This window comes from Halostagnicola sp. A-GB9-2 (assembly GCF_030068615.1).
Classification (GTDB): Archaea; Halobacteriota; Halobacteria; order Halobacteriales; family Natrialbaceae; genus Halostagnicola.
This window is the reverse complement of record NZ_JASJOC010000023.1, coordinates 1-18,942: the sequence shown is the minus strand read 5'-3', so window position 1 is coordinate 18,942 and position 18,942 is coordinate 1. Positions and strand designations below refer to the sequence as shown.

General features: G+C 54.4%; 13 protein-coding genes and 2 pseudogenes. 6 read left to right on the top strand and 9 right to left on the bottom strand.

Annotated features, from left to right (window positions below):
• Positions 1–972 precede the first annotated feature (972 nt).
• From QNM96_RS22610 to QNM96_RS22595, 4 genes and pseudogenes are all read right to left on the bottom strand, one after another.
• Positions 973–1,320, bottom strand: a pseudogene (locus QNM96_RS22610) (hypothetical protein).
• An 87-nt stretch (positions 1,321–1,407) separates the two neighbouring features.
• Positions 1,408–1,902, bottom strand: a complete 495-nt coding sequence (locus tag QNM96_RS22605) for a transcriptional regulator (protein ID WP_283839068.1) — start codon at positions 1,900–1,902, stop codon at positions 1,408–1,410.
• Between the two features lie 668 nt (positions 1,903–2,570).
• Positions 2,571–3,509 carry an NAD-dependent epimerase/dehydratase family protein gene (locus QNM96_RS22600; protein WP_283839067.1) on the bottom strand — a complete coding sequence of 313 codons (939 nt, stop codon included), beginning with the start codon at positions 3,507–3,509 and terminating at the stop codon, positions 2,571–2,573.
• Positions 3,510–3,886: 377 nt separating this feature from the next.
• Positions 3,887–4,624 (bottom strand): hypothetical protein, encoded by a 738-nt coding sequence (locus QNM96_RS22595; RefSeq protein WP_283839066.1) that lies wholly within the window; start codon positions 4,622–4,624, stop codon positions 3,887–3,889.
• 1,806 nt (positions 4,625–6,430) lie between these two features.
• Between QNM96_RS22595 and QNM96_RS22590 the strand changes: the two genes are divergently transcribed.
• On the top strand, positions 6,431–7,123 hold the full coding sequence (locus tag QNM96_RS22590; protein ID WP_345782569.1) for a nucleotidyltransferase domain-containing protein: 693 nt from the start codon (positions 6,431–6,433) through the stop codon (positions 7,121–7,123).
• The gene (locus tag QNM96_RS22585; RefSeq protein ID WP_283839064.1) at positions 7,116–7,454 is read left to right on the top strand and encodes a hypothetical protein; all 339 of its coding nucleotides are present in this window, start codon (positions 7,116–7,118) and stop codon (positions 7,452–7,454) included. The genes QNM96_RS22590 and QNM96_RS22585 overlap by 8 nt, the downstream gene beginning before the upstream one ends.
• 349 nt (positions 7,455–7,803) lie before the next feature.
• On the opposite strand, the gene QNM96_RS22580 is transcribed toward QNM96_RS22585, so the two are convergent.
• Together QNM96_RS22580 and QNM96_RS22575 are read right to left on the bottom strand one after the other, a co-directional pair.
• Complete coding sequence (locus QNM96_RS22580) at positions 7,804–9,876, bottom strand: hypothetical protein (RefSeq protein ID WP_283839063.1); 2,073 nt, start codon at positions 9,874–9,876, stop codon at positions 7,804–7,806.
• Positions 9,866–12,178: a hypothetical protein gene (locus QNM96_RS22575; protein ID WP_283839062.1), complete on the bottom strand. Its 2,313-nt coding sequence runs from the start codon at positions 12,176–12,178 to the stop codon at positions 9,866–9,868. The genes QNM96_RS22580 and QNM96_RS22575 overlap by 11 nt, the downstream gene beginning before the upstream one ends.
• A 203-nt stretch (positions 12,179–12,381) precedes the next feature.
• On the opposite strand from QNM96_RS22575, the gene QNM96_RS22570 reads away from it, so the two are divergent.
• Positions 12,382–13,068 (top strand): hypothetical protein, encoded by a 687-nt coding sequence (locus tag QNM96_RS22570; RefSeq protein WP_283839061.1) that lies wholly within the window; start codon positions 12,382–12,384, stop codon positions 13,066–13,068.
• A gap of 85 nt (positions 13,069–13,153) precedes the next feature.
• Here QNM96_RS22570 and QNM96_RS22565 read toward each other — a convergent pair whose 3' ends face one another.
• Positions 13,154–13,504 (bottom strand): winged helix-turn-helix transcriptional regulator, encoded by a 351-nt coding sequence (locus tag QNM96_RS22565; RefSeq protein WP_283839060.1) that lies wholly within the window; start codon positions 13,502–13,504, stop codon positions 13,154–13,156.
• A 574-nt stretch (positions 13,505–14,078) separates the two neighbouring features.
• Between QNM96_RS22565 and QNM96_RS22560 the strand changes: the two genes are divergently transcribed.
• A complete protein-coding gene (locus QNM96_RS22560; RefSeq protein WP_283839059.1) occupies positions 14,079–15,275 on the top strand; it encodes an orc1/cdc6 family replication initiation protein in 1,197 nt (398 codons plus the stop codon).
• Between the two features lie 123 nt (positions 15,276–15,398).
• Here the strand turns inward: QNM96_RS22560 and QNM96_RS22555 are convergent, their stop codons facing one another.
• Positions 15,399–15,812, bottom strand: a complete 414-nt coding sequence (locus QNM96_RS22555; RefSeq protein WP_283839058.1) for a hypothetical protein — start codon at positions 15,810–15,812, stop codon at positions 15,399–15,401.
• A 460-nt stretch (positions 15,813–16,272) separates the two neighbouring features.
• Here QNM96_RS22555 and QNM96_RS22550 point away from each other — a divergent pair.
• Together QNM96_RS22550 and QNM96_RS22545 are read left to right on the top strand one after the other, a co-directional pair.
• A pseudogene (locus QNM96_RS22550) lies at positions 16,273–17,436 on the top strand (ISH3 family transposase).
• Between the two features lie 229 nt (positions 17,437–17,665).
• A complete protein-coding gene (locus QNM96_RS22545) occupies positions 17,666–18,337 on the top strand; it encodes a class I SAM-dependent methyltransferase (protein ID WP_283839057.1) in 672 nt (223 codons plus the stop codon).
• 84 nt (positions 18,338–18,421) lie between these two features.
• Here the strand turns inward: QNM96_RS22545 and QNM96_RS22540 are convergent.
• A partial coding sequence (locus QNM96_RS22540; protein ID WP_345782568.1) for a hypothetical protein occupies positions 18,422–18,942 on the bottom strand: 521 nt, incomplete at its 5' end.

Below are 18,942 nucleotides of genomic sequence, written 5' to 3'. Positions count from 1 at the left end.
GTGATCGTATGGATACTTATAGATTGGTGTTTGCGGCCTATACGAACGCGCTCCTCCCCTCCCTACTCACTCGCTTTGCTCGTTCCTTGAGGAAGGGGACTCCGCGCTACCGCATCAGTTGAAGCAATTTTTTGCTTCGGTTGACATGATTCTCGGTGACAGTCTGTGCCCCTTCCTCATGTGCGAGATCCCCTGCCTGAAGTAGTAAGTCAAGTGCTCGACGGGCATCGCCGGAGTCTTTGGTTCCAAATGCGGCACAAAGTGGAATGACACCTGAATCTAGGGCATCATCTTGGAATGCGACTGTCTCACGTTGTTGAAGCACTTGTCTGAACTCTTCGGCATCGTATGCTGGGAAATGGATGCTTCGTTCACAAAGTGAGGATTCGACTTTCGGCGACAGCGTCTCTTGGTACCTAAACGTATTCCTAGTACTGGTGTCCATCGCGACGACTCTTTCCCGTCCGAAATGTGTGTCAAGGTCTGCCTGTGTGTCGTCTTGAGCCTGTCCGTTTCGATTTCGAATCCGGTCTGTTACCTTCACATGTAAATTTAGACATGGGAATTTATGTAGTAGTGGCCATAAGATTCATTAGAGAGATATGGTAGAAGGCGAAAGAGTAGCGTTCTGCGAGTCCTGTGGGGAAGAACAACCAGTTGTGAGGACAGTTCCTTGGCAGCCGGATATCTGTAAGACGTGCAGCGCAGAATTCGAGAACACGACCTAAGGACACGGTTGTACAGGCAGTCGAGGCGACTGCCCCGGGGTTGAACGAATTCAGACCTACCAAGAGCGATACGGTTCTGAGACGCCTGCCGGGGCCGATCGTGAATCCGATGGCGGTTCGGAGGCAGATCTGGCTGACTGGGACGCTGCTCGAGCGGAACTCCAGCGGTACAATCGGGCTCGGCAAATCTGTCTGGGCAGGACCGACGCGACCGAATCTGGTTCTGATCAAAACGGGTAGGCCACTATTCTTGCTCCCACAGCGTCCCGATGCGCTCTTCGATGTCATCAACGAGGAGACGGCACACATCTCGATGGTCACTCAGCCACTAAGCATCTGCTGCGTCGGTGCGACTGGCAGTTGGTGCCGGATGAAAATGATCCCGTGAGTTGTGTGCGTTCGGATGTCGATCCCATTGGCACTTCCACGTCCTGTCTTGTCGCTCCTCTTGATAGTGGACAGCGAAATCGTCGTTACGGTACCAACAGATTTCGAAGCGAGCAGATACCTCGCCTAGGTAGTAGTCGCCGGACAGTTCCACATGAAGGTACAGTCTCCCCCTCATTCGACTCCCAGCGAACCGCGATCGCATCCACTCCATCACCAACCGGTCTATTGGCGCGGGACTCGCGCCGTCGTCAGCTGGCACCATCGTCAATTGTGTAAGGATGCCGTCGGACTAGTTTGCCTTTTTCCGGGCGCGCTCGTGAAGGCGACGCTCCTCGAGAGCGGTGGCCCACTCACTGAGATCCACGTAGATATCGTCGATCCGCTCTGCATCAAACTTGAGGACATCGACCTCGGCGGGGGAGTCGACGCCGTATTCGTCGCGGTACGCTTCAATCTGGTCGGTTAGTTCTGAGACGCGGGCCTGCAGCTCGTCGACGGTGTGTTCCCGTGCGAGGTTGTTCACCCGCCGCCATTCGAAGTAATCGTCGTTCCGTTCGTATTTAGCTGGTGAGCCCTCGTGCCGGATAACGATGCCGAGGTCGGCGTAGAAGGACAGGTGTGTCCGCGCTGACTCCGCTGAACAGTCCGCTCGGTCAGCGATCTCAGCGGCCATCATCGGCTCTCGAGCATGTAGTATCGCCCCATACACGCGCTCCTTCGTATTCTCACCCTCGAAGGGGCTGTCAACCGGCGGTGGACCGTCGCGGCGGGTATCGTCTGTCATATGTTTCCAAACGGGCTCAGAACACATCTTTTCTTCTCTAGCCAAGATATATTGTCATCTTCAGGATGGCTGGGTTGAGTAATTTGCTCGAACACCGATTCTTCCGGGTACCACCCTGACAGCGAGGGAGTCCCACCCGTTCCGTGAGTAATGAGTGTTCTGGTGAGTCGGAACCGAGAATCGAACAGGGCAGGCGGGAATCGTGTACGCTCCGGTGAGATACCGTTACTCGTTCACGGCTTGCGCCGTTCGTTCCTTGATTCCACCGCTGTTCGTCCCTGTGGAGACTCGCATGGACCCAGTACCACCCGAATCCACCGGGAGATCCACTGCAACAATGGTCGTCTGTTGTCGCCGTGTGGGGAACTCGCGCTGTTTTTTGAATTTGAAGAGAGAGCACATTTCGTCTGTTAATGTCCAAAGAGCGGGTTCTTTGGGCCCTCTATAGGTGTCTGTGAATATAGGGAGGAACAGACGAATCTAACGAAACGAGGCTTCAAGTGATATGAATAACATCTAACAACTGTGAATATCAGGCCCCTTCAGCGATCTCACCGAGACATTATTCCGGTGACGGCGACTTCATTTTGACTGTCTCCTATTCATTTTCATGCTCACTGAAGGTGGGCTCAGCTACCGAACGATGAATACATTCCGTAATCGTCGTACTACTCGTGCTGATCGCGATACCACTCGATTGTTTGTTCGAGTCCCTCACGGATGGAGACAGACGGGTCGTAGTCGAGTTGCTTTCGAGCCTTCGAAATACTCGCTTCGGAGTGGTCGATATCGCCCGTTCGGGCGTCCGTATGGACGATATCCGAATTTGTGTCCGTGATATCCTGAATGAGTTCGGCTAGTTTCCGGATCGTGATCGACTCGCCGGTACCAATGTTGTACGCCTCGCCGACCGCATCGGTCATGGCTGCCTTGCGGTTGGCCTGGACGACGTCGTCGATAAAGACGAAATCTCTCGTTTGTTCGCCGTCGCCGTGAACCGTGATGTCTTCTCCCGACAGCGCCTGGTCGATGAAGACACTGATAACGCCGCTGTAGTCGCCAGCGACCTGTCCTGGTCCGTAGGCGTTGAAATAGCGCAGTGCGACCGTCTCGAGGCCATAGAGATCGTGGTACTGGCGAGCGTACTGATCGAGTGTCAGCTTGTCGAGTCCGTACGGAGAGGTTGGCTCTTTGGGGTCGGATTCGGTGATGGGTGTTCGCTTCGGATGGCCATAGATTGCTGCACTCGAGGCAAGGACACTGCGGGCGTCTTCGTTGCGAGCGGCCTCGAGGAGGTTGAGCGTCGCGGTGGCGTTGATCTCGTGGCTCTCGACAGGGTTTTCGATCGATTTTTCGACGCTCACCAGGGCGGCTTCGTGGAAAATCACGTCGACGTTCTCTGTGGCGTGCTCGATCGTCTCGTTTTCCTGAATATTTCCCTCGATGAGCCTTGCTTCGGCGGGGATGTTCGATCGTTCGCCTGTCGTCAGGTTATCGAGTATTCGGACATCGTTGTCGGCGACCAGTTCGGTTGCGAGATGACTCCCGATGAAGCCTGCCCCGCCCGTAATGAGAATTGTTTGGTCAGTCGGTCTTCCAATTTGCATATTTCACAGTGTGGACGGCCGTGGTATGATCTCTCTGGTTTTCGGTGCCAGCGGCTTTGTTAAAATCTTCCTTCTTTAGCTGTAATTGAGGGCGCTAAGCCCCCTTCCTCAGCGAGCGAAGCGAGCAGGGAGGGGATACAGTGGCCGAGTGTCGATTCGGTAGGAGTGGGACACTCCGAACCACCTGTAAAGGGAAGTCGCCTGCGGAGTCTGGAACCGCCCTCAGAACCTTCGGTTCTGATGGGCCGCAGAAGAACTCCGTTCTTCTGGACGCTGTGGGACCTGTTCCTGCAAGTTCCGACACGGAAACAGGAAGCTCCGTCCCCAACAAGCGAGGGCCGGGTAGGCCCGAGCGCGGTAGGGCGGAGTAGTTCACATTACCGATTGGAAAGAGCCATGTTAATCGAATCGCAAAGAGCGGGCTCTAATCCGCTATCCCGGTACCCTGCGGCGAGATTGATGTCTACGGCCCAGAACTGGTCTTCGTTATCTTTGACGAAATCAACCCCGACGCCCCGGAGATTGAGTCGGTTGACGAGACGACGCAAACGTCGAGTAAGCGTCAGTCTGGGGCGCACATGAGTTAGGAATCGTTTGGGGCCGTAGAGCTTCGAGGTGACGAGCTTGGCTGCCGTCTGGACTCGTGTTCCATCGTTTACCGCGTAGTATTTGTAATCGACAGGCTTCGTGTGGATCAACTGTTGATAGAAATCCCCTTCGCTGTTCAGTTTGGGATCGCCGTGCCAGATATGGCAGGGTTTTGCAACGTATTCAAACTCGGGTTTCTCGAAGGATATCCGTGGGGTGCGAAACCCGACCGCCTCGAGCGCTCGTAGCCCGATTAATCGTGAGCTCAAGGCCATCGTTGCGAGGAGGTTGTTCCACAAGGGCGTTCCCTTTTGTCGTGCATACCTGAGAGCGGGGAGATTGAGTGGGAATACCTGCTTATTGACGAGCAAAGCGAGATCGTCGATCTGACTCGGAGAGAGTTCGGATCGCGGCTCGAAGAATCGAACGGTATATCCCGCGTCCCGAAGTCGGCTGGCGACGGCAGTGAAGACCGGCTGATCATCCTTACAGAGAATTCCGATCTGCTCCGCGTTAGCCGTCTTCATCGATAGCAGATGTATGTGTGTCAGGTAGAATAATCCTCCGTGCAGTCTCGCCGCCTGCTACTTCAGTCAAAACAACCAGCAACTGCGTCGTCTGTACTGAAAGTCGCCACCTAGCTATTTCCTAGCTTTTGGTTCCTCAAAGACGGGGGTGTGCAATGGATCGATCCTGTGTTCGTACCGATTAGGGGGTTGATTAGGGGAAGCGTCTACTATGCAAATTGGATTACCCCGATTCTGAGGAAAACCACTAGACGTTGACTGGTTAATAGCTCTGAATCCGACTGATTATAATGATAATGAGTAGGTGTCCGCCGATGCTGTGATTATTGCCTATCGAGTGGCTCCCAGCGCGGAGGCAAGTTCCCATCCGAATGTTTGAGAGCCCAATCGACGACACCGAAGGTGGGGCTGTTGACTGACTGCCACACAGCTCCAACCCTCGAGTAACGACACTCATTACCAGAGAGGAGATACTCAACGAATCGACCACCATGGTACCAATTAGATTACTACCCAATAACTCGAGATCAGGATCCGTCTCTTGGTGCGCCCATCTTCCACTCGAGTTTGGACTCTCAACCAATCCACCCAATGGGAAGCTCTCTCCTTGGGCAACTGACTTTGATGTCGCTGGCGTGGCCGGGTGGTCGACTTGGGACCACTGGTGCGAGAAGCGACCCCAGTTGTTCTGATTGGCTCCTTCCCGTAGCCTCCTTTGGATAGTGTATCCCAACTGGAAACTCTCTCGAGGACTCTCTCACCGATGACATCCTCCCCGCGCTAAACAGTAGTTGCCGAATCAATTCCTCCAACCATCATTCTAATCCCAAAAACTTGGAAAGAATCGGGGTCGCCCCTCATATAAGACCCTATATCAAGGAGTTCGATCAGTCTGAGGTACTGCACTGGAGCAAACACGATCAGTAGGCTGCCGAGAACAATCAGTTTGAGGGTCGGCGTCTACTGGCAAGGGCGAGGCTTGCGCTCGAAATTTCCGTCAACTCATCGGCATCTGTGGTGGTCTCTCTTGGTCGTCTCGAGTGACCGACCACTGGGCCAGGGAAAATGGCACAGGCTCTTCGAACAGTTGGATTGGTCGCGTTCCACGGTCGTCACTCAGGGGATGGCAACGGAACCTGCGACCTGTTCTCCATCACCGAGGGACTGTTCGCTCGAGGGTTGCGTTTGGGTTCCTTGGGATCGGTCTGGACTCTGGTGTTGGCTGTCTTTGTTAGTGCTGATACTGCAGTATTGGCCTTCTCATTATTATTATAATCAGACGGTATTTGGTCCTCTTCACCGGCTTCCGTCCTGCGATTAGGGGTCGTCGTTCCCCTAATCGATGAGCGGGCAATAGTTGTCCGCATAACCGTACCCTTAATTGGGTTCATCGGTCTGTTTGGCATCAGGCGGTGGCTGGAGACGAGTGTGGCTGTGTTCGATTCGCTGTGCTAGGGACCTGGGGCTGAGTCGGTTGGAACGTCGTCCGTTTGATCGACTCGTGTCGCGTTCGTGTTGTTCGTGCATTGGATGAGTGTTGTGTTCTGTTGTCGGTGTCCCCGAGACGTGTTGAGCTTGGCTCGATGCGAGGGTACGCTCGTTGTGGGCTTGTGGGTGGATTGTCTCAAGGCGACAGTGTTACGGAGAATCGAGGAGAAAGCCTCGCGCTTCACAGTAGTTGCCGATTCAGATTTCAGGGAGATCGTTGGAGCGGAAGGAGGCGAGTCTCTGTACTAACAAATATATATAAACCGATCTCCGAGATCATAATAAAGTTTAAGTAATAATGTAAACTAAGGCTTTACGATGAAAACGAACTCGAACGGCAATTCAGAAAGCGGGACTCGAATAACAGTCGATTTGCCCATTCGAGATGGTCGCTTATTCAAGAGCGACGCCACAGACGACATGCTTCTTTTTTTAATACGGCATCACGACGATTCGTTCTCGATGACGGAGATCGCCGAGGCAGTCGAGTATACGCGACCGACGATTACCAAGGTGGTCGATGTTCTTTCCAACAACGACCTCGTCGTCGAGGAACGCGACGGGTCGCGTCGGCTCGTGCAAATCAATCGCGACCGGTTGACCCTCCCAGACGATCCGTCCCTCGAAATTCCACAGTCAGAGTTCCATACCCCGGTAACAGCGGCAACGGATGCGTTGCTGGACGAACTCGATGGTGTCCTCGCCGTCGTCCTCTATGGGAGCGTTGCCCGTGGTGAGGCCGATCGCCGCAGCGATATCGACCTCTGGGTGTTGGTACGCGAGGACAGGATGGGGAATCAGCGGCAGGCGAACCACGTCAGGAAATCCCTCGAGGAGAACACGTTCGACGGCAATCGGTATGTCTTCGAGATTGATGTTGAGGGGTTGCAAGCCGTTCCAAACTACGTGGACGACCTCCGAGAAATCCTCCGCGATGGTATCCCCATCCACCGAACGGATGAGTTTGACACCGTCCGCGAAATGGTTCTGCACGGTAAGATCGATGAGTGATCCAAACTCCGTCAGGGATGCACTTGACGAGGCGATCGACGCCTTCAACGAAGAGGGCCACGGCATTCCGACTCGGGAACCGAAGGTCGACACGGACACTGACTGGAAGACTCAGTTCACCAAAGGGTGCCGGCTCCTCGCCGTTGTCGAGGAGATCGAGGACGGCGGCTACTACACTGCTGTCGTCGAACTCTGCTTTGGCATCATCGAGCGGTCGCTGGAGGCGTTCGTATCGCGGCCGGCAGCGACGATCTGCGCGGCTTTCAGACGGATTCGCACAAACGGTGCTACGACCGGGTGGCACGGTTGGGTCTTTTTACACGTGAATTGACTCGCGAACTCAAAGACCTGTATGGCGATAACCGGACTGACAGCTATTACGGCGGCCGCCATCCAACGAAACAACAGGCCGAAACAATGTCTCGATTGGCTAGTGAAATCCACCGACACGTCATCGACCAAATCCGCGAAGGCGGCATCTGTAATTGTGACCGGTGACCGAGCGAACGGCAGAGTGGACATGGCGGTATCCCGAGAACGACTGTGTAACCAGCGAAAACGAAGCCGAAAACACGATTTACGACGATCCCCGGAAGGCACCGACTATCTACACGCGAACCTCGTTCAGAAAGCGATCAAATGTGCTACCGACGATATTGACAACTGCGTTGACATACCCGTTAGTAAAGCCACCGCCGATCGGGGAGCGAGTCGTCATCAGGTGTATATTGTTGGTCCCGCGGCGAAATCGATCTGGCCGCATTCTGGAGAGCGCTCTCAAGTCCGACTCCGAGCGGTTCGATCGTTTGCTGGCGTAACCAGGCTGCAAACGATGGGACGACCGCCGACACTGGGAGGTCCTGACCTGGAGCGTCTGTCGTAAACGTTCGGAGGAACGTCTTGGCGCCAGCGCTTTGTCGAAGTGAGATGCTTTGTTGGTCCCAGGAGGCCTGCAGTGAGACTTCGTCGAACTGTGTGTCCTGTTGTGCGAGGACGGTTGCTGTTTCGAGACCAGTCCCTCGAGTGGGTGGGAGGACGGGTTCGCCGATAGACGCCCAAGCAGCCATTGCCTCGGCCCGTGTCTCGAACTGTTGGATCACCTCGCCGGTAGGGTCGAAGACAGTCGGCACCCCGTCGGGGCAGCGATAGTGGGGGAGTTGCTCGATGAGCGTACTCATCGGGTCGCTGCGAGAGAGTGACGCGATCGGTTCGCCATCTCGCCGACCGATTACAGTCCGTGAGTGGGTGGGTGTGACTGCCCACTGTATTGCGGGTTCATCGCGGGGCTGGACGGCAGTGCCTGTTTCGGTCGCCAGTGGTTGACGTCGCTGATACAGCTGGGCGTTCCCATGGCTATCACGGGAATTGAACGGTACCAACAGCGTGTTGGCGACGCCTCGAGCGCCGGCCGGCGTTGCGACCATCGCTGTCAGTCCATCAGCGACATGGGATGCGAGTATTGTGGCAGCGATGACCTCGCCGGGTGGTAATGACGACGCTGTGCCGATGATGAGGAGGTGGCCGTTCCCATCTGGGGTGCGACGAATGAACGTCGGGGGCTGAATCTTCGCTGTCGGCCATGGGCGGAGCCGATCACCGTGTTGGAGCACCCAGCTAACGGCGTCTCGGAGGAACGGCTGGCCGCTTTCGGCCGATATATCGGCACATAATTTCTCAACTCGGTCGGCGATTGGTTCCGGGGGCCCGGCCGTCGACGATGCTGGTTCTGCTGTGGGAACCGGCGGTGGTGTCGCTGCTGTGGCCGGCGTTTGGAGTGTCTCGAGGACGGTCATTGCTGGGGGCTGGCGACCCTTGATCTGCTCCCAGACGTTGTGGTCGTACTGCTTGGGGACGAGCCCACAGAAGCTTGGCAGCCCCTCTGAATCGACGGTTATCCAGGGATCGGCATCAAGACTGGCGTATGAATCACGCAGTTGCTCGTGGGGGGCCGTCTCCAACAGCAGCGTGTATTCGGTCGGTGTCCGTGCAAGTTCCCAGGCTTGTTGGAGTCGCTCATCATCGCGGAAGGCATCGATTTCGGGTTCGAGTAGTGGTTTCGGGTCGCCGGGGAGCCGGTCCTCGAGCCGAACCTGCCACCCGTTCTCGAGGGGCAGGTTGCGGTTCGTTGTGAGGGATGGGTGGTCGAACTGTTCGGCAACCGGTAGTGCTGCGTCTTGGTATCGTGCTAGTGCGTCGGCGTCGCTGGTTAGACATCGTGTTTCCGGTGAAAACTCCCCGACTCGCAGGGAGATGGCGACCTCCTCGTCGCCGGTTCGACGACACACCAGTTGGACGAGATGAGGCATGTCCCGGTCGAGAAGCCCACGAAGTAGGGAGACAAATCCCGAGGATGATGGTTGTGGGGTGATGGTCTCTCCGAGGGACGTCGTAAGCAGCCGCTGGATTGGCACAGCCGCTGTCCCGACTGGATCGGTGCTGACGTCGACGATTTCGAGGCCGACTGTGGGTGGCAGATGTGTTTGTGCAGCGCGGCCCACCTCTCGACTGTGTGGGGACACACCGTTGGTGGTCAGTGGGGCAGTTCGATCGATCCCACGCAGGAGATACTCCTGTTGGGCTGGGCCAGGAAACGTCAGTAACTCGAGCGCATCCAGCCCGTGGTCGTACAGCGATTCGTGGAGCACTCGACCGACCGCTCGTGAGAGCTGGGTTGTCGAGGGCTCCGGCGAGAGTCGAATCGCTTGCTGTGCTGACTCGAGGGGGTCGTCGGTGGGGGATGAGTCAGTACTCATCGGTCGTTTCCTCTGTTGGGTCGGTCTCTTCGTCGGGGGCCGAGTCGTCGAGGTCGCCGGCTTCGATGCCTGGCCGATGCGGGGAGTCGATATCCGGCTTGATCCGCCAGGAGTAGCCGTCATAGTACTTGTATTTGTTATTATCACGGGCAGCTTTCGATTCTTTGAGCCTCTCTGGGAGCGTGCGGCCAATTTCGGAATTGACCGGGGTCGCATGGGTCGACCGAGCGCGATACCACCTGCTGATGCGATCGAGCAATGACGTATGTGGCAGTTCTGCCGATTCCTTTTCGACGAGGTGTTCGTCACAGAAGGCTTTGTTACAGGCCTGATATCGCGTTCGTTTGCCTTTGTTGTTGTTGATGTCCCAGTCGTAGTCAGTGGTGTAGACGTAGAGTTCCTTTTCCTCTTTGTTGCGGTACATCACCGTTGTGAAGGCGAGGTAGCTCTGGTCGACCGGGAGATGGGGCCGAGTGACCCGGGTCCAGCTTGCAGTGAAGGCATCGTTCGATCGGTATCGATCTTTCAGCTCACCGTCTGCTGTCTCGATGCGGTGGATGCCATCGACCTTCTGATAGTAGTGACAGTCGTAGTCAAACGTGCCAACGTCAGCGTCGGCCGGACCGGCTGCGATGGTGGTGCCATCGACCGTTCCTTCTAGCGTATCCGTCCGACACGTCCACTCGACTGAGCCCGATCCTTCGTAGACGGGAATCCGCTCATCCGGGCAAATGACGTACTCGGAGTCGTTGTAGAGTACTGCACCATCGCCGATGGTTCGTTTGTAGGTCTTGCTGAGGTGGCTATAGCCGCGTTTTGCCTCCTTTTTGCTTGGATAGACAAAGATGACGTGTTGGTCGCATGCGTACGCTCGTTCGGCGTTGACGAGTGTGTTCGCCCCTTTATCGACGTTTGTGCTTTCGACTTCGACCGGAACGGTTTCACAGTCGATATCGAAATCGAGTGCGGTGATGGTCCCATCGTCGGGGGTCAGCCGATAATCGGGGACTGATTCGGACGTCTGGACGACTTCTTCGATATCGTCGCCATTTTCCGTGAACCACTGCTGGGTGAATTTTCCGAGGCTGCGGTGTTGTGCAGCACCCTCATTGGCCATCGTTGCCGATGTCTCGGGAACGTAGGTGGTTCCCGTTTCGAGACCTTGTGTCGGTTCGGCAATCGAGTTGATGATTTCGTCAGTACGAAACTGGGGCGCTGAACGGCCCTGAATCGATAGCCAGGGGTTGACACTGAACTGGATCGGCACCAGTTCGAGGAACGGTTTGAGTTGCGCTGGGTTGATTTCGAATCGGCCGAATCGGTCGCAGGTTTTGTACGCAGGATCAAAGCTCGCATTGCCATCCAGAAGGTTGCGGTGTTCGCCTTTCCCGAGGACGAGTTCTTTGATTTTGTCAGCTGTGTCCCGCACTTCCATCTTTTTCGTATACTGATTGGCGTACCGATAGTTGTAGCTGGTCTCGTAGTCGGTTGTGCCATCGATTCGGTCCGTATACGAGACGTTCCAGTAGCCATCAGCGAGGGATTTGTGATTCGAGGTGACTCTGTACGGTTTGAACGCGTTCGAGAGGTCAAGCGGATGACCCTGTGTGACCAGTTGGGCGAAGCCTTTCGTCCCCGAGTAGGTGTGTTTTGGCCGGTAGGTAGCCATCCGGACCGACACATTGTATGTCTGTTTTGATTTCTCGAGGATGACTTGGTAGAGAAACGGAATCGTTCCTTGCTGGTAGGTCTGGAACGCCCGCTGGAGTGGGCTGTAATCGAACTTCCCGGTCTGGGTTACAGCGCTATCTTTTGCAACCAGGAGCCGCGTGGTCGTGACATCGGAGACCCCGACAGGGTCGAGATTGAGCATGCCGCGTTCGATGCCGATAGAATCTGGAAGGTCGTTGCTTTTCTTGATCGCTTCGATGGTGTTGTTGATGACCGGCGAATGGAGTTGGTCCGTAAACCACGTCAAATTGGACTGCATTGCCCGGCCGTCGACGATCGATGGCGTTGGATGCAGGATGATTTCAAGGCCGCGTGGGCCGTTGAACATCAACACCTCGATTTGTGCGGTGCCTGGTTCGCCAGCGACTTTATCGACGATTTTGACAAGCGCGCCGCGGATGTCCTCTGGGAGGGCTTCGAGTGCGTCCGGATCCCGCGGCAGGAGTATTCGGATCGCCTGTTTTCGTTTGCGATCGAAATTTGGCGAGTCGAGTGTAACATCGAGGTCGGTTCTCCTATCGGGTGCAGGGAGTGTCAGGTCGTCGTCGATGGGGAAGTCGTTTATTGCCATTGTGTCTGTTGGGATGGGTGGTGAGCAAGCGATTCGTCGGTCGTGCGTCGGTGGGGGTTCATCGAATCTCTCCACTGTCCCCTACGGGCGCTCTCTGTTCCTCGATAGTGGCCACATTCCGTGATGGAACGGGTATTCCGGCATCGAATCAGTGCTTGTGAGAGTGGGTTTTTAAGGAGATGTACCGAAAACGGTTATTTTGTATGAGCGACGATGCACGTACCCGGGGCATTCTGACGCGGACGGATCGAGAGTGGCTTCGAGAGCAAACAGACGGGACGACGTCCAATCGTGTCGCCCACGGCGATCTGAAACGGCGACGAGAGATCAGTGAACGAGTTGCGAACGCCTTCTTGGATTTTGAACTCCTGTTCGAGGAACTGTCGCCGGCGCTCTGGCATGCGGTGTTCGAAGCTGTCGATGAGAATACGGGGTCGCTTTCAGCTGATCTGTCCTATACCGTCGCCGTTCTGTATTCGCTCTTGAATGATCCGGAGTATCTTGCGGCGGGGATGTTGGCCGATACAGATACTGGGGCCAGTCGGTTGCTCACGTTTCGGGACACGGTCCAGCGGGGGGTCGCACGTGCGAAGGATTCGCAGTTCGATGGTGACGGAGATTCGGTTCGGTTCGAGACGGCGACTCAGTTGTATGAGTTGCCCGACGAGGAGCACTTTGATCTGTCGTCCGAGGCGGCAAAACAACGGTGGGCTGGGTTGAGTCAGTCGCTTACCGATCCTGAGACCGGCGAGTCATATGCTTCCCAGGGTGGGTTTGAGCCGAAGGATGTGCTTCCGTTTGTACTGACAGACACCACCCGGCGGCTTTCGACGATTCGTGAGGAACGCCGGGATGGGACGTATCAGCGGATTGAGCGTGATCTCGAGTGATAGAGAGCGCTGTCGACTCTCTCTTTTTAGCTGGAAAATGAGGGTGCTAAGCCCCACCCTCAAGGAGCGAACGGGGCGAGGCGATTCACTCGTCGTCTTTGTCTTCGTCACCACGAGCAAAGCCCGTGACCGAGGTGCCGGCCGATTCGACGGTGCCAGCGGACGGTCCTTCGATGAGTTCCTCGAAATTGTCCACCTTGTCGTACTGGTCCTGGTATACCAGTGCAGCCTTTCCGAGTGAGGTGATCTCGTAGACTCCTGAGCGTTCGGCGGGGCCGATCTTGTCGACGAGATCGTAGTCTTCGAGAATCGGCAATCGCGTGTTGATGTTCTTGCGACTTTTGTCAATATGGGTGGCCAGATTCGGTGCGACGTTTCGACCTGTCTCTTCAAGGGCCTTGAGAATCTGGAAGTCAGTTGGTTGTCTCAATCTCATCAGTATATACCCTGTGACCTAGCTGATATCTACTGGCAATTAACACTTCCGAGTACTTCGGCAAATTTGAGGTGGACGAATGAGACTGTGTGGGACACTCCAGTATGTCCAGTGTCTTCCAAGCAAAGTCTCAAGAAATATTTTGGTGAATATTAGCGGTCACTGTCCAGAGTTACTCGAGTTGGTGCTGATTCTCCGAGTGAACTACCCCACCCTATTCGTTCACGGCTTGCGCCGTTCGTTCCTTAATTCCACCCCCGTTTGTCCCTGTGGAGACTCGCATGGACCCAGTACCACCCGAATACACCGGGAGTGGCATCGTAACAGAGATCATCTTTTGTCGCCGTGGCGGGGAACTCGCGCTGTTTTTCGAATTTGAAGAGAGAGTACATTTCGTCTGTTCTCTATCGGGATCCAGCATGAGGCAATGCATACTGAGAGAGTACATTTCGTCTGTTAATGTCCAAAGAGCGGGTTCTTTGGACTCTCTGTGGGTGTCTGTGAATCTAGTGGGAACAGACGAATCTAACGAAACGAGGTTTTAAGTGGTATGAATAACATCTAACAACTGTGAATGTCAGGTCCCTTCAGCGATCTCACCGAGACATTATTTGAGGAAAAGAGTGTACTCAGTGAAAGCTACCAGCCAGATAAGATTCTTGAACGAGATGAAGAAATTGAAGGATATCGGTATGCGCTTCAAGATGTTCTCTTTGGACGGGAACCGGATAATGTAATGCTCTACGGGAAGGCTGGACTTGGAAAGACAGCAGTCACTAAGTACATGATGGATGCCCTCCAGAAGGAGGTGAGCATTCGAGATGAAGCTGATGAACTTTTCGTCCACGATCTCAATTGCAATGGAAAGACGCTCTTCATGATTATCCGCCGGCTTGTGAATGAACTTCTTCCAGACTCTGCCAGTCCATTTCCAAAACGGGGGCTAGGGACTGGAGATGCCTTCGACGAATTGTACAAGCAACTTGACCGCCACGGTGGAACACATTTGCTTGTTTTTGACGAACTCGATCATCTTGATGATGCGGATACTCTTCTCTATGAACTCCCACGAGCACAAGCAAACAAACATATTGTCGAGGCACAGATTGGTGTCATCGGGATCAGCAACAACTACACGTTCCGGAATAGTCTGTCCTCAAAAGTTCGGGATACGTTGATGGAAAGAGAGATCTCGTTTCGACCCTACCATGCTGATGAACTTCGGACGATACTGAACGATCGGGCAAAACGAGCGTTTGCTGAAGGAAGCTGGGACGATTCAGCGGTTGCAATGGCGGCTGCGATCGCAGCAAAAGACCAAGGGAATGCAAGACAGGCAATCGATCTCCTTCGAACTGGGGCAGAGATTGCTGACCGAACTGGTGATGACTGTATTCGGGACGATCACGTTGAAAATGCGCGTGAACTCGTCCAGCGTGGGCGGTTGAAGACACGTATCCAAGACCAGACGGATCATGCACAGTATATTCTGGAGACGATGGCATATCTTGAAAAGGACTACGAGACTCCTGCACGGTCGAAAACGATCAAAACGAATTACGAAACTGTGGCTGAATCGTGGGGTGCTGAGCCTCTCTCGACTCTGAAGAGTATACAGAAGCACCTGAGTGACCTGCAAATGCTTGGCTTTCTTAATCGACGCGCGGAGAATAAAGGTCGGAAGGGGGGTCACTACTACGAATATCAACTCGATCTCGATGCTGAGATCATCCTCGAAACACGAGATGAACTCGAAGGCCAACTCCAGTGAGAACAGACGAAATGTACTCTCTCTCTGTGACGTGACTCAACTGGTCTCAACAATACTTGAGCGACGTTGGGACGGGACGTATCGTGGGTTGTTGGAGAAAGTGGATTCGTAACTCACATTGGTTCAGCAACCACTTGCGCAAGTTCGAATAAGTTCTATTTGGAACATATCTCCGTTTAGAAAAGCGACCATAGAATATGTGAACCCATCTTCAAATTGGTCCTCATCACCTCTTTGCTTTATCAAATCTATAACACTATTAAATTCCTCTGAAAATGCTCTTTCTCGACTCTCATTATTAGACCACCCCTCAGTATAGTACCCTTCCTCAACTGCCTCTTCAAGTATCTCAAGGCCACTTTGTTCAGTGTTTTCCCTATCAAATTCAAACAAGTCGTTGTCAGTTCGGCAGTTAGATTCTTCTAATATCAGATCATATTTAACCCCTGTATTCCGATCTAAGTACCCGAGACAGCCAGATAAAGAACCAAAGAGAAATGTAGAACTCAGCAAATGTATTGCTGCTCGTCTTTTCATGAACGATGACTATGATTTGGCGATTTATATGTTTTTTGTAGAGAAGAGAAAGAGAACAGAAAAGGTTTTAATCGAGACACTCGTGGATCCTTTTCCTGTTGAAGGGCTCTATGCTAATCTCTTGTTCGACTCTGTTGACTCGATGGGAATTCTGCTGCTCCATGAGAGCGTGAAACAAGAGTGGGTCGCAAGAGACCGATAAGGATTTCGTGCCACAGAGCGCGTTTAAGCCGAAATCAACCGGGATATACAGCTGTGAATTGAGAACAATTATACGTTTCAGCTCTGGCGAATCACTAGATGGTGTCGACTTTTCAGGGGAAGATTGGGTGACTTGAGACGTTACTCTGGGACAATTTAGCCACGATCTTGGACGAATCCATGATTGTGGAGCGATTGGACTCTAGCACGAGATCTTCTAAATAGTAAGAAACTAGGAAGGATGTCTGCTTGCAGAAGTGTGTTCAAAACCCAGCAAGCAGACGGTTCAATCCACGAGGACCAGGTTCTTAACTTCCTCGTCAACACGATCGACGAGGAAGTGGAGCTTGATCTCGCTCCCAACGCCGAAACGACGTCTGAGGACGTTCACGAGGTCCTCGTCGGCGCGTGCACCGACGGGACCTCGGTCTCGACACTCTGCGAGAAGAGCGAAGAATCGCCCCACCACAACACGGTTCTGTACCACCTCCGCGAGAAGTTCGACCTGGAGTCGGTCGAACGATTCGGCAATACGCTGCTTCAGAAGGACGTCTTCGACGTGCTTCCCGAGCAGGTGGAGGTCTGCGCAGACCTCCACCTGCGGCCCTACTACGGTGACGAGGACAAACAGATGGCCTCTATCACTCGGAAGCGAAGCGTGGAACCACCGCATTCCATGCCTACGCCACACTCTACGCGCGTGTGACCAACAAGCGATTCACGCTGGCAGTGCGCCGTCTCGAAGACGGCGACACTGCCAGCAGCGTCCTCGCCGGGTTTCTGGGTGTGCTCGACGGCTTTGACTTCAGCGTCAAGGCCGTCTATCTCGACCGTGAATTCTACGACAGCAAGTGTCTCACGTTGCTTCAGGCGCACAATCGCCTACGTAATGCCGATCATTCGCTAGGAAAAGACGATCAAGCAGGAACTCTCGGAAGGCTGGAGTCGCGTCATCCAACACGATCTGACGGCGAAACTCGACGGTCACAGCTGGACCGTCGAGTTTCCCGTCTACATCGACTGTACCTACCAGAACGGACGCTACGACGAACACGGCGTGGCGCGTCACGGCTATGCCGCTGACGCGCCGTTCATCGATACGCCACGAGACGCTCGATACCACTACGCGAAACGCTTCGGTATCGAAGGCAGCTACCGACTCTCCGAACAGAGTATTGCGACGACATCGACGCAAGATCCGGTCGTACGACTGTTGTACGTCGTGGTGAGCCTGCTGTTGCAGAACGTCTGGCGGTACCTCCACTGGGAATACGTGGCGACGCCCCGCCGTGGCGGGCGTCGCCTCTGGTCGTGGTCGTTCAAGGAGTTCATCAACATGATTCGACGGGCAGCGTGGACGGCCCTCGCGGTGCGTCGGGTCGTCCCCGCAAATCGGCCACCGGAGGATCGGTTCCACCGGTAACCACCGTCCAAGGAAGCCCTGTTCGTGAGTGGCAATGCCGTCGCGTCGGCGGCCGATCGCCGCCGACAGCGACAGATCCATACAGCTTTACTCGATTTCAGTGTCGAAGTCCCGTCGATCATGACTCAGCAAGACAGAACTGCGGCTTCAGACCGAGTTAGCCGAAGCCACCTTGTGAGGTACTGAGTCTAGACACAAGATTATAGTTGTTCTGAAACAACATGATTCCATGAGCTATGATCAGGAATCTATCAAACAGCGTTACGATGAGATATACCGCAACAGCGATTTCGCTGAACTACTCGGGGAGAAGCAAGTAACTGACGCAATCATTAACCGATTAGAGTTAGAGCGCGGCGATCTCGTCCTTGATGTCCCATGTGGGACCGGGAAATACTCGCGTTTTCTCAGGGAGCATGGGGTAGACGTGGTCGGGCTGGATATCAGTGAGGTTGGCGTCCGGGCCGCAGATGGTGAGGCCGACTCGGTTGGAGTTGCAGATGCGATGAACCTCCCGGTCGCGTCCGACTCGGTTGATCTGTTCTTCTGCCATGGTTTTTCCCCTTTCAACGACCCTGAATTGGCGAATCTGGATCCGTTTATGAACGAGGTATCACGTGTTCTCAACGCCGATGGACGGTTTGTGTGGGGGAAGACAACCTCGCTGAAAGATGAGGATGTGGGGTCACGATACGACCATTCGCTGGATACACTTCGCCAGTACTTCGGCAGTATAGATGGTTTAGAGGTTGAGTCGATACACGTCACCCTCCCACATATCTGCTATTTCCTCCGGGGACTCGGGCTGAGTCGGGGTGTTTCGGTCCCCCTCGCGGCGGTGGCCCGGACGTTTGGACTCCCCACGCGGACCTACTGCATTCTTAGGACCGATTCATCCTGATTCGCGGTGATTCCACTGATAGCTGACAAACGCTCCAGTGACTTTAGCGGGATTCTCATGGAGTCACCCTCGTCCGCTGGGCTGCTAGTTGGCTGATTGTGTCATTAGCCGGTTGATGAGCACCCGAAGAAGTTCGAGTCCTGGGTATCTATCACAACGCCAGCAAAGAAGTGCGAGCCCAGCAAGCACAAATTCGGTAAGGAGGGTTAATGAGCCGAGCGAATCCATCAACAGACCAGTAACAGTTGGTGCGCCAGCACTGCCATACCCTTCGACAGGAAGCACAGGCCAAAGCAGAGAATTCGGGACTGTACCTGCCCACAGTGCAGGGAGAGCATCAACAAGGGAATGTGAGAAGGAACCGATTCCAAATGCGATACCGTACTCAGGATGGTTGTAATAGCGGGCAAGTAGATAACCAATAATCACGATTGGTCCCAAGATAAGTAGTGAGTGTTCGACCTGTTGGAAGCACGCCAAAGTACCACGATAGCGGCTTATCAACAAGATCTGGAAATAACGTGCCGAACAAGAGTGCGAAAACAGTAACCTGGCCGGGCGGCTGATCGAATCGAGCGCGAGTCGACATCGTATATAGGAGATAC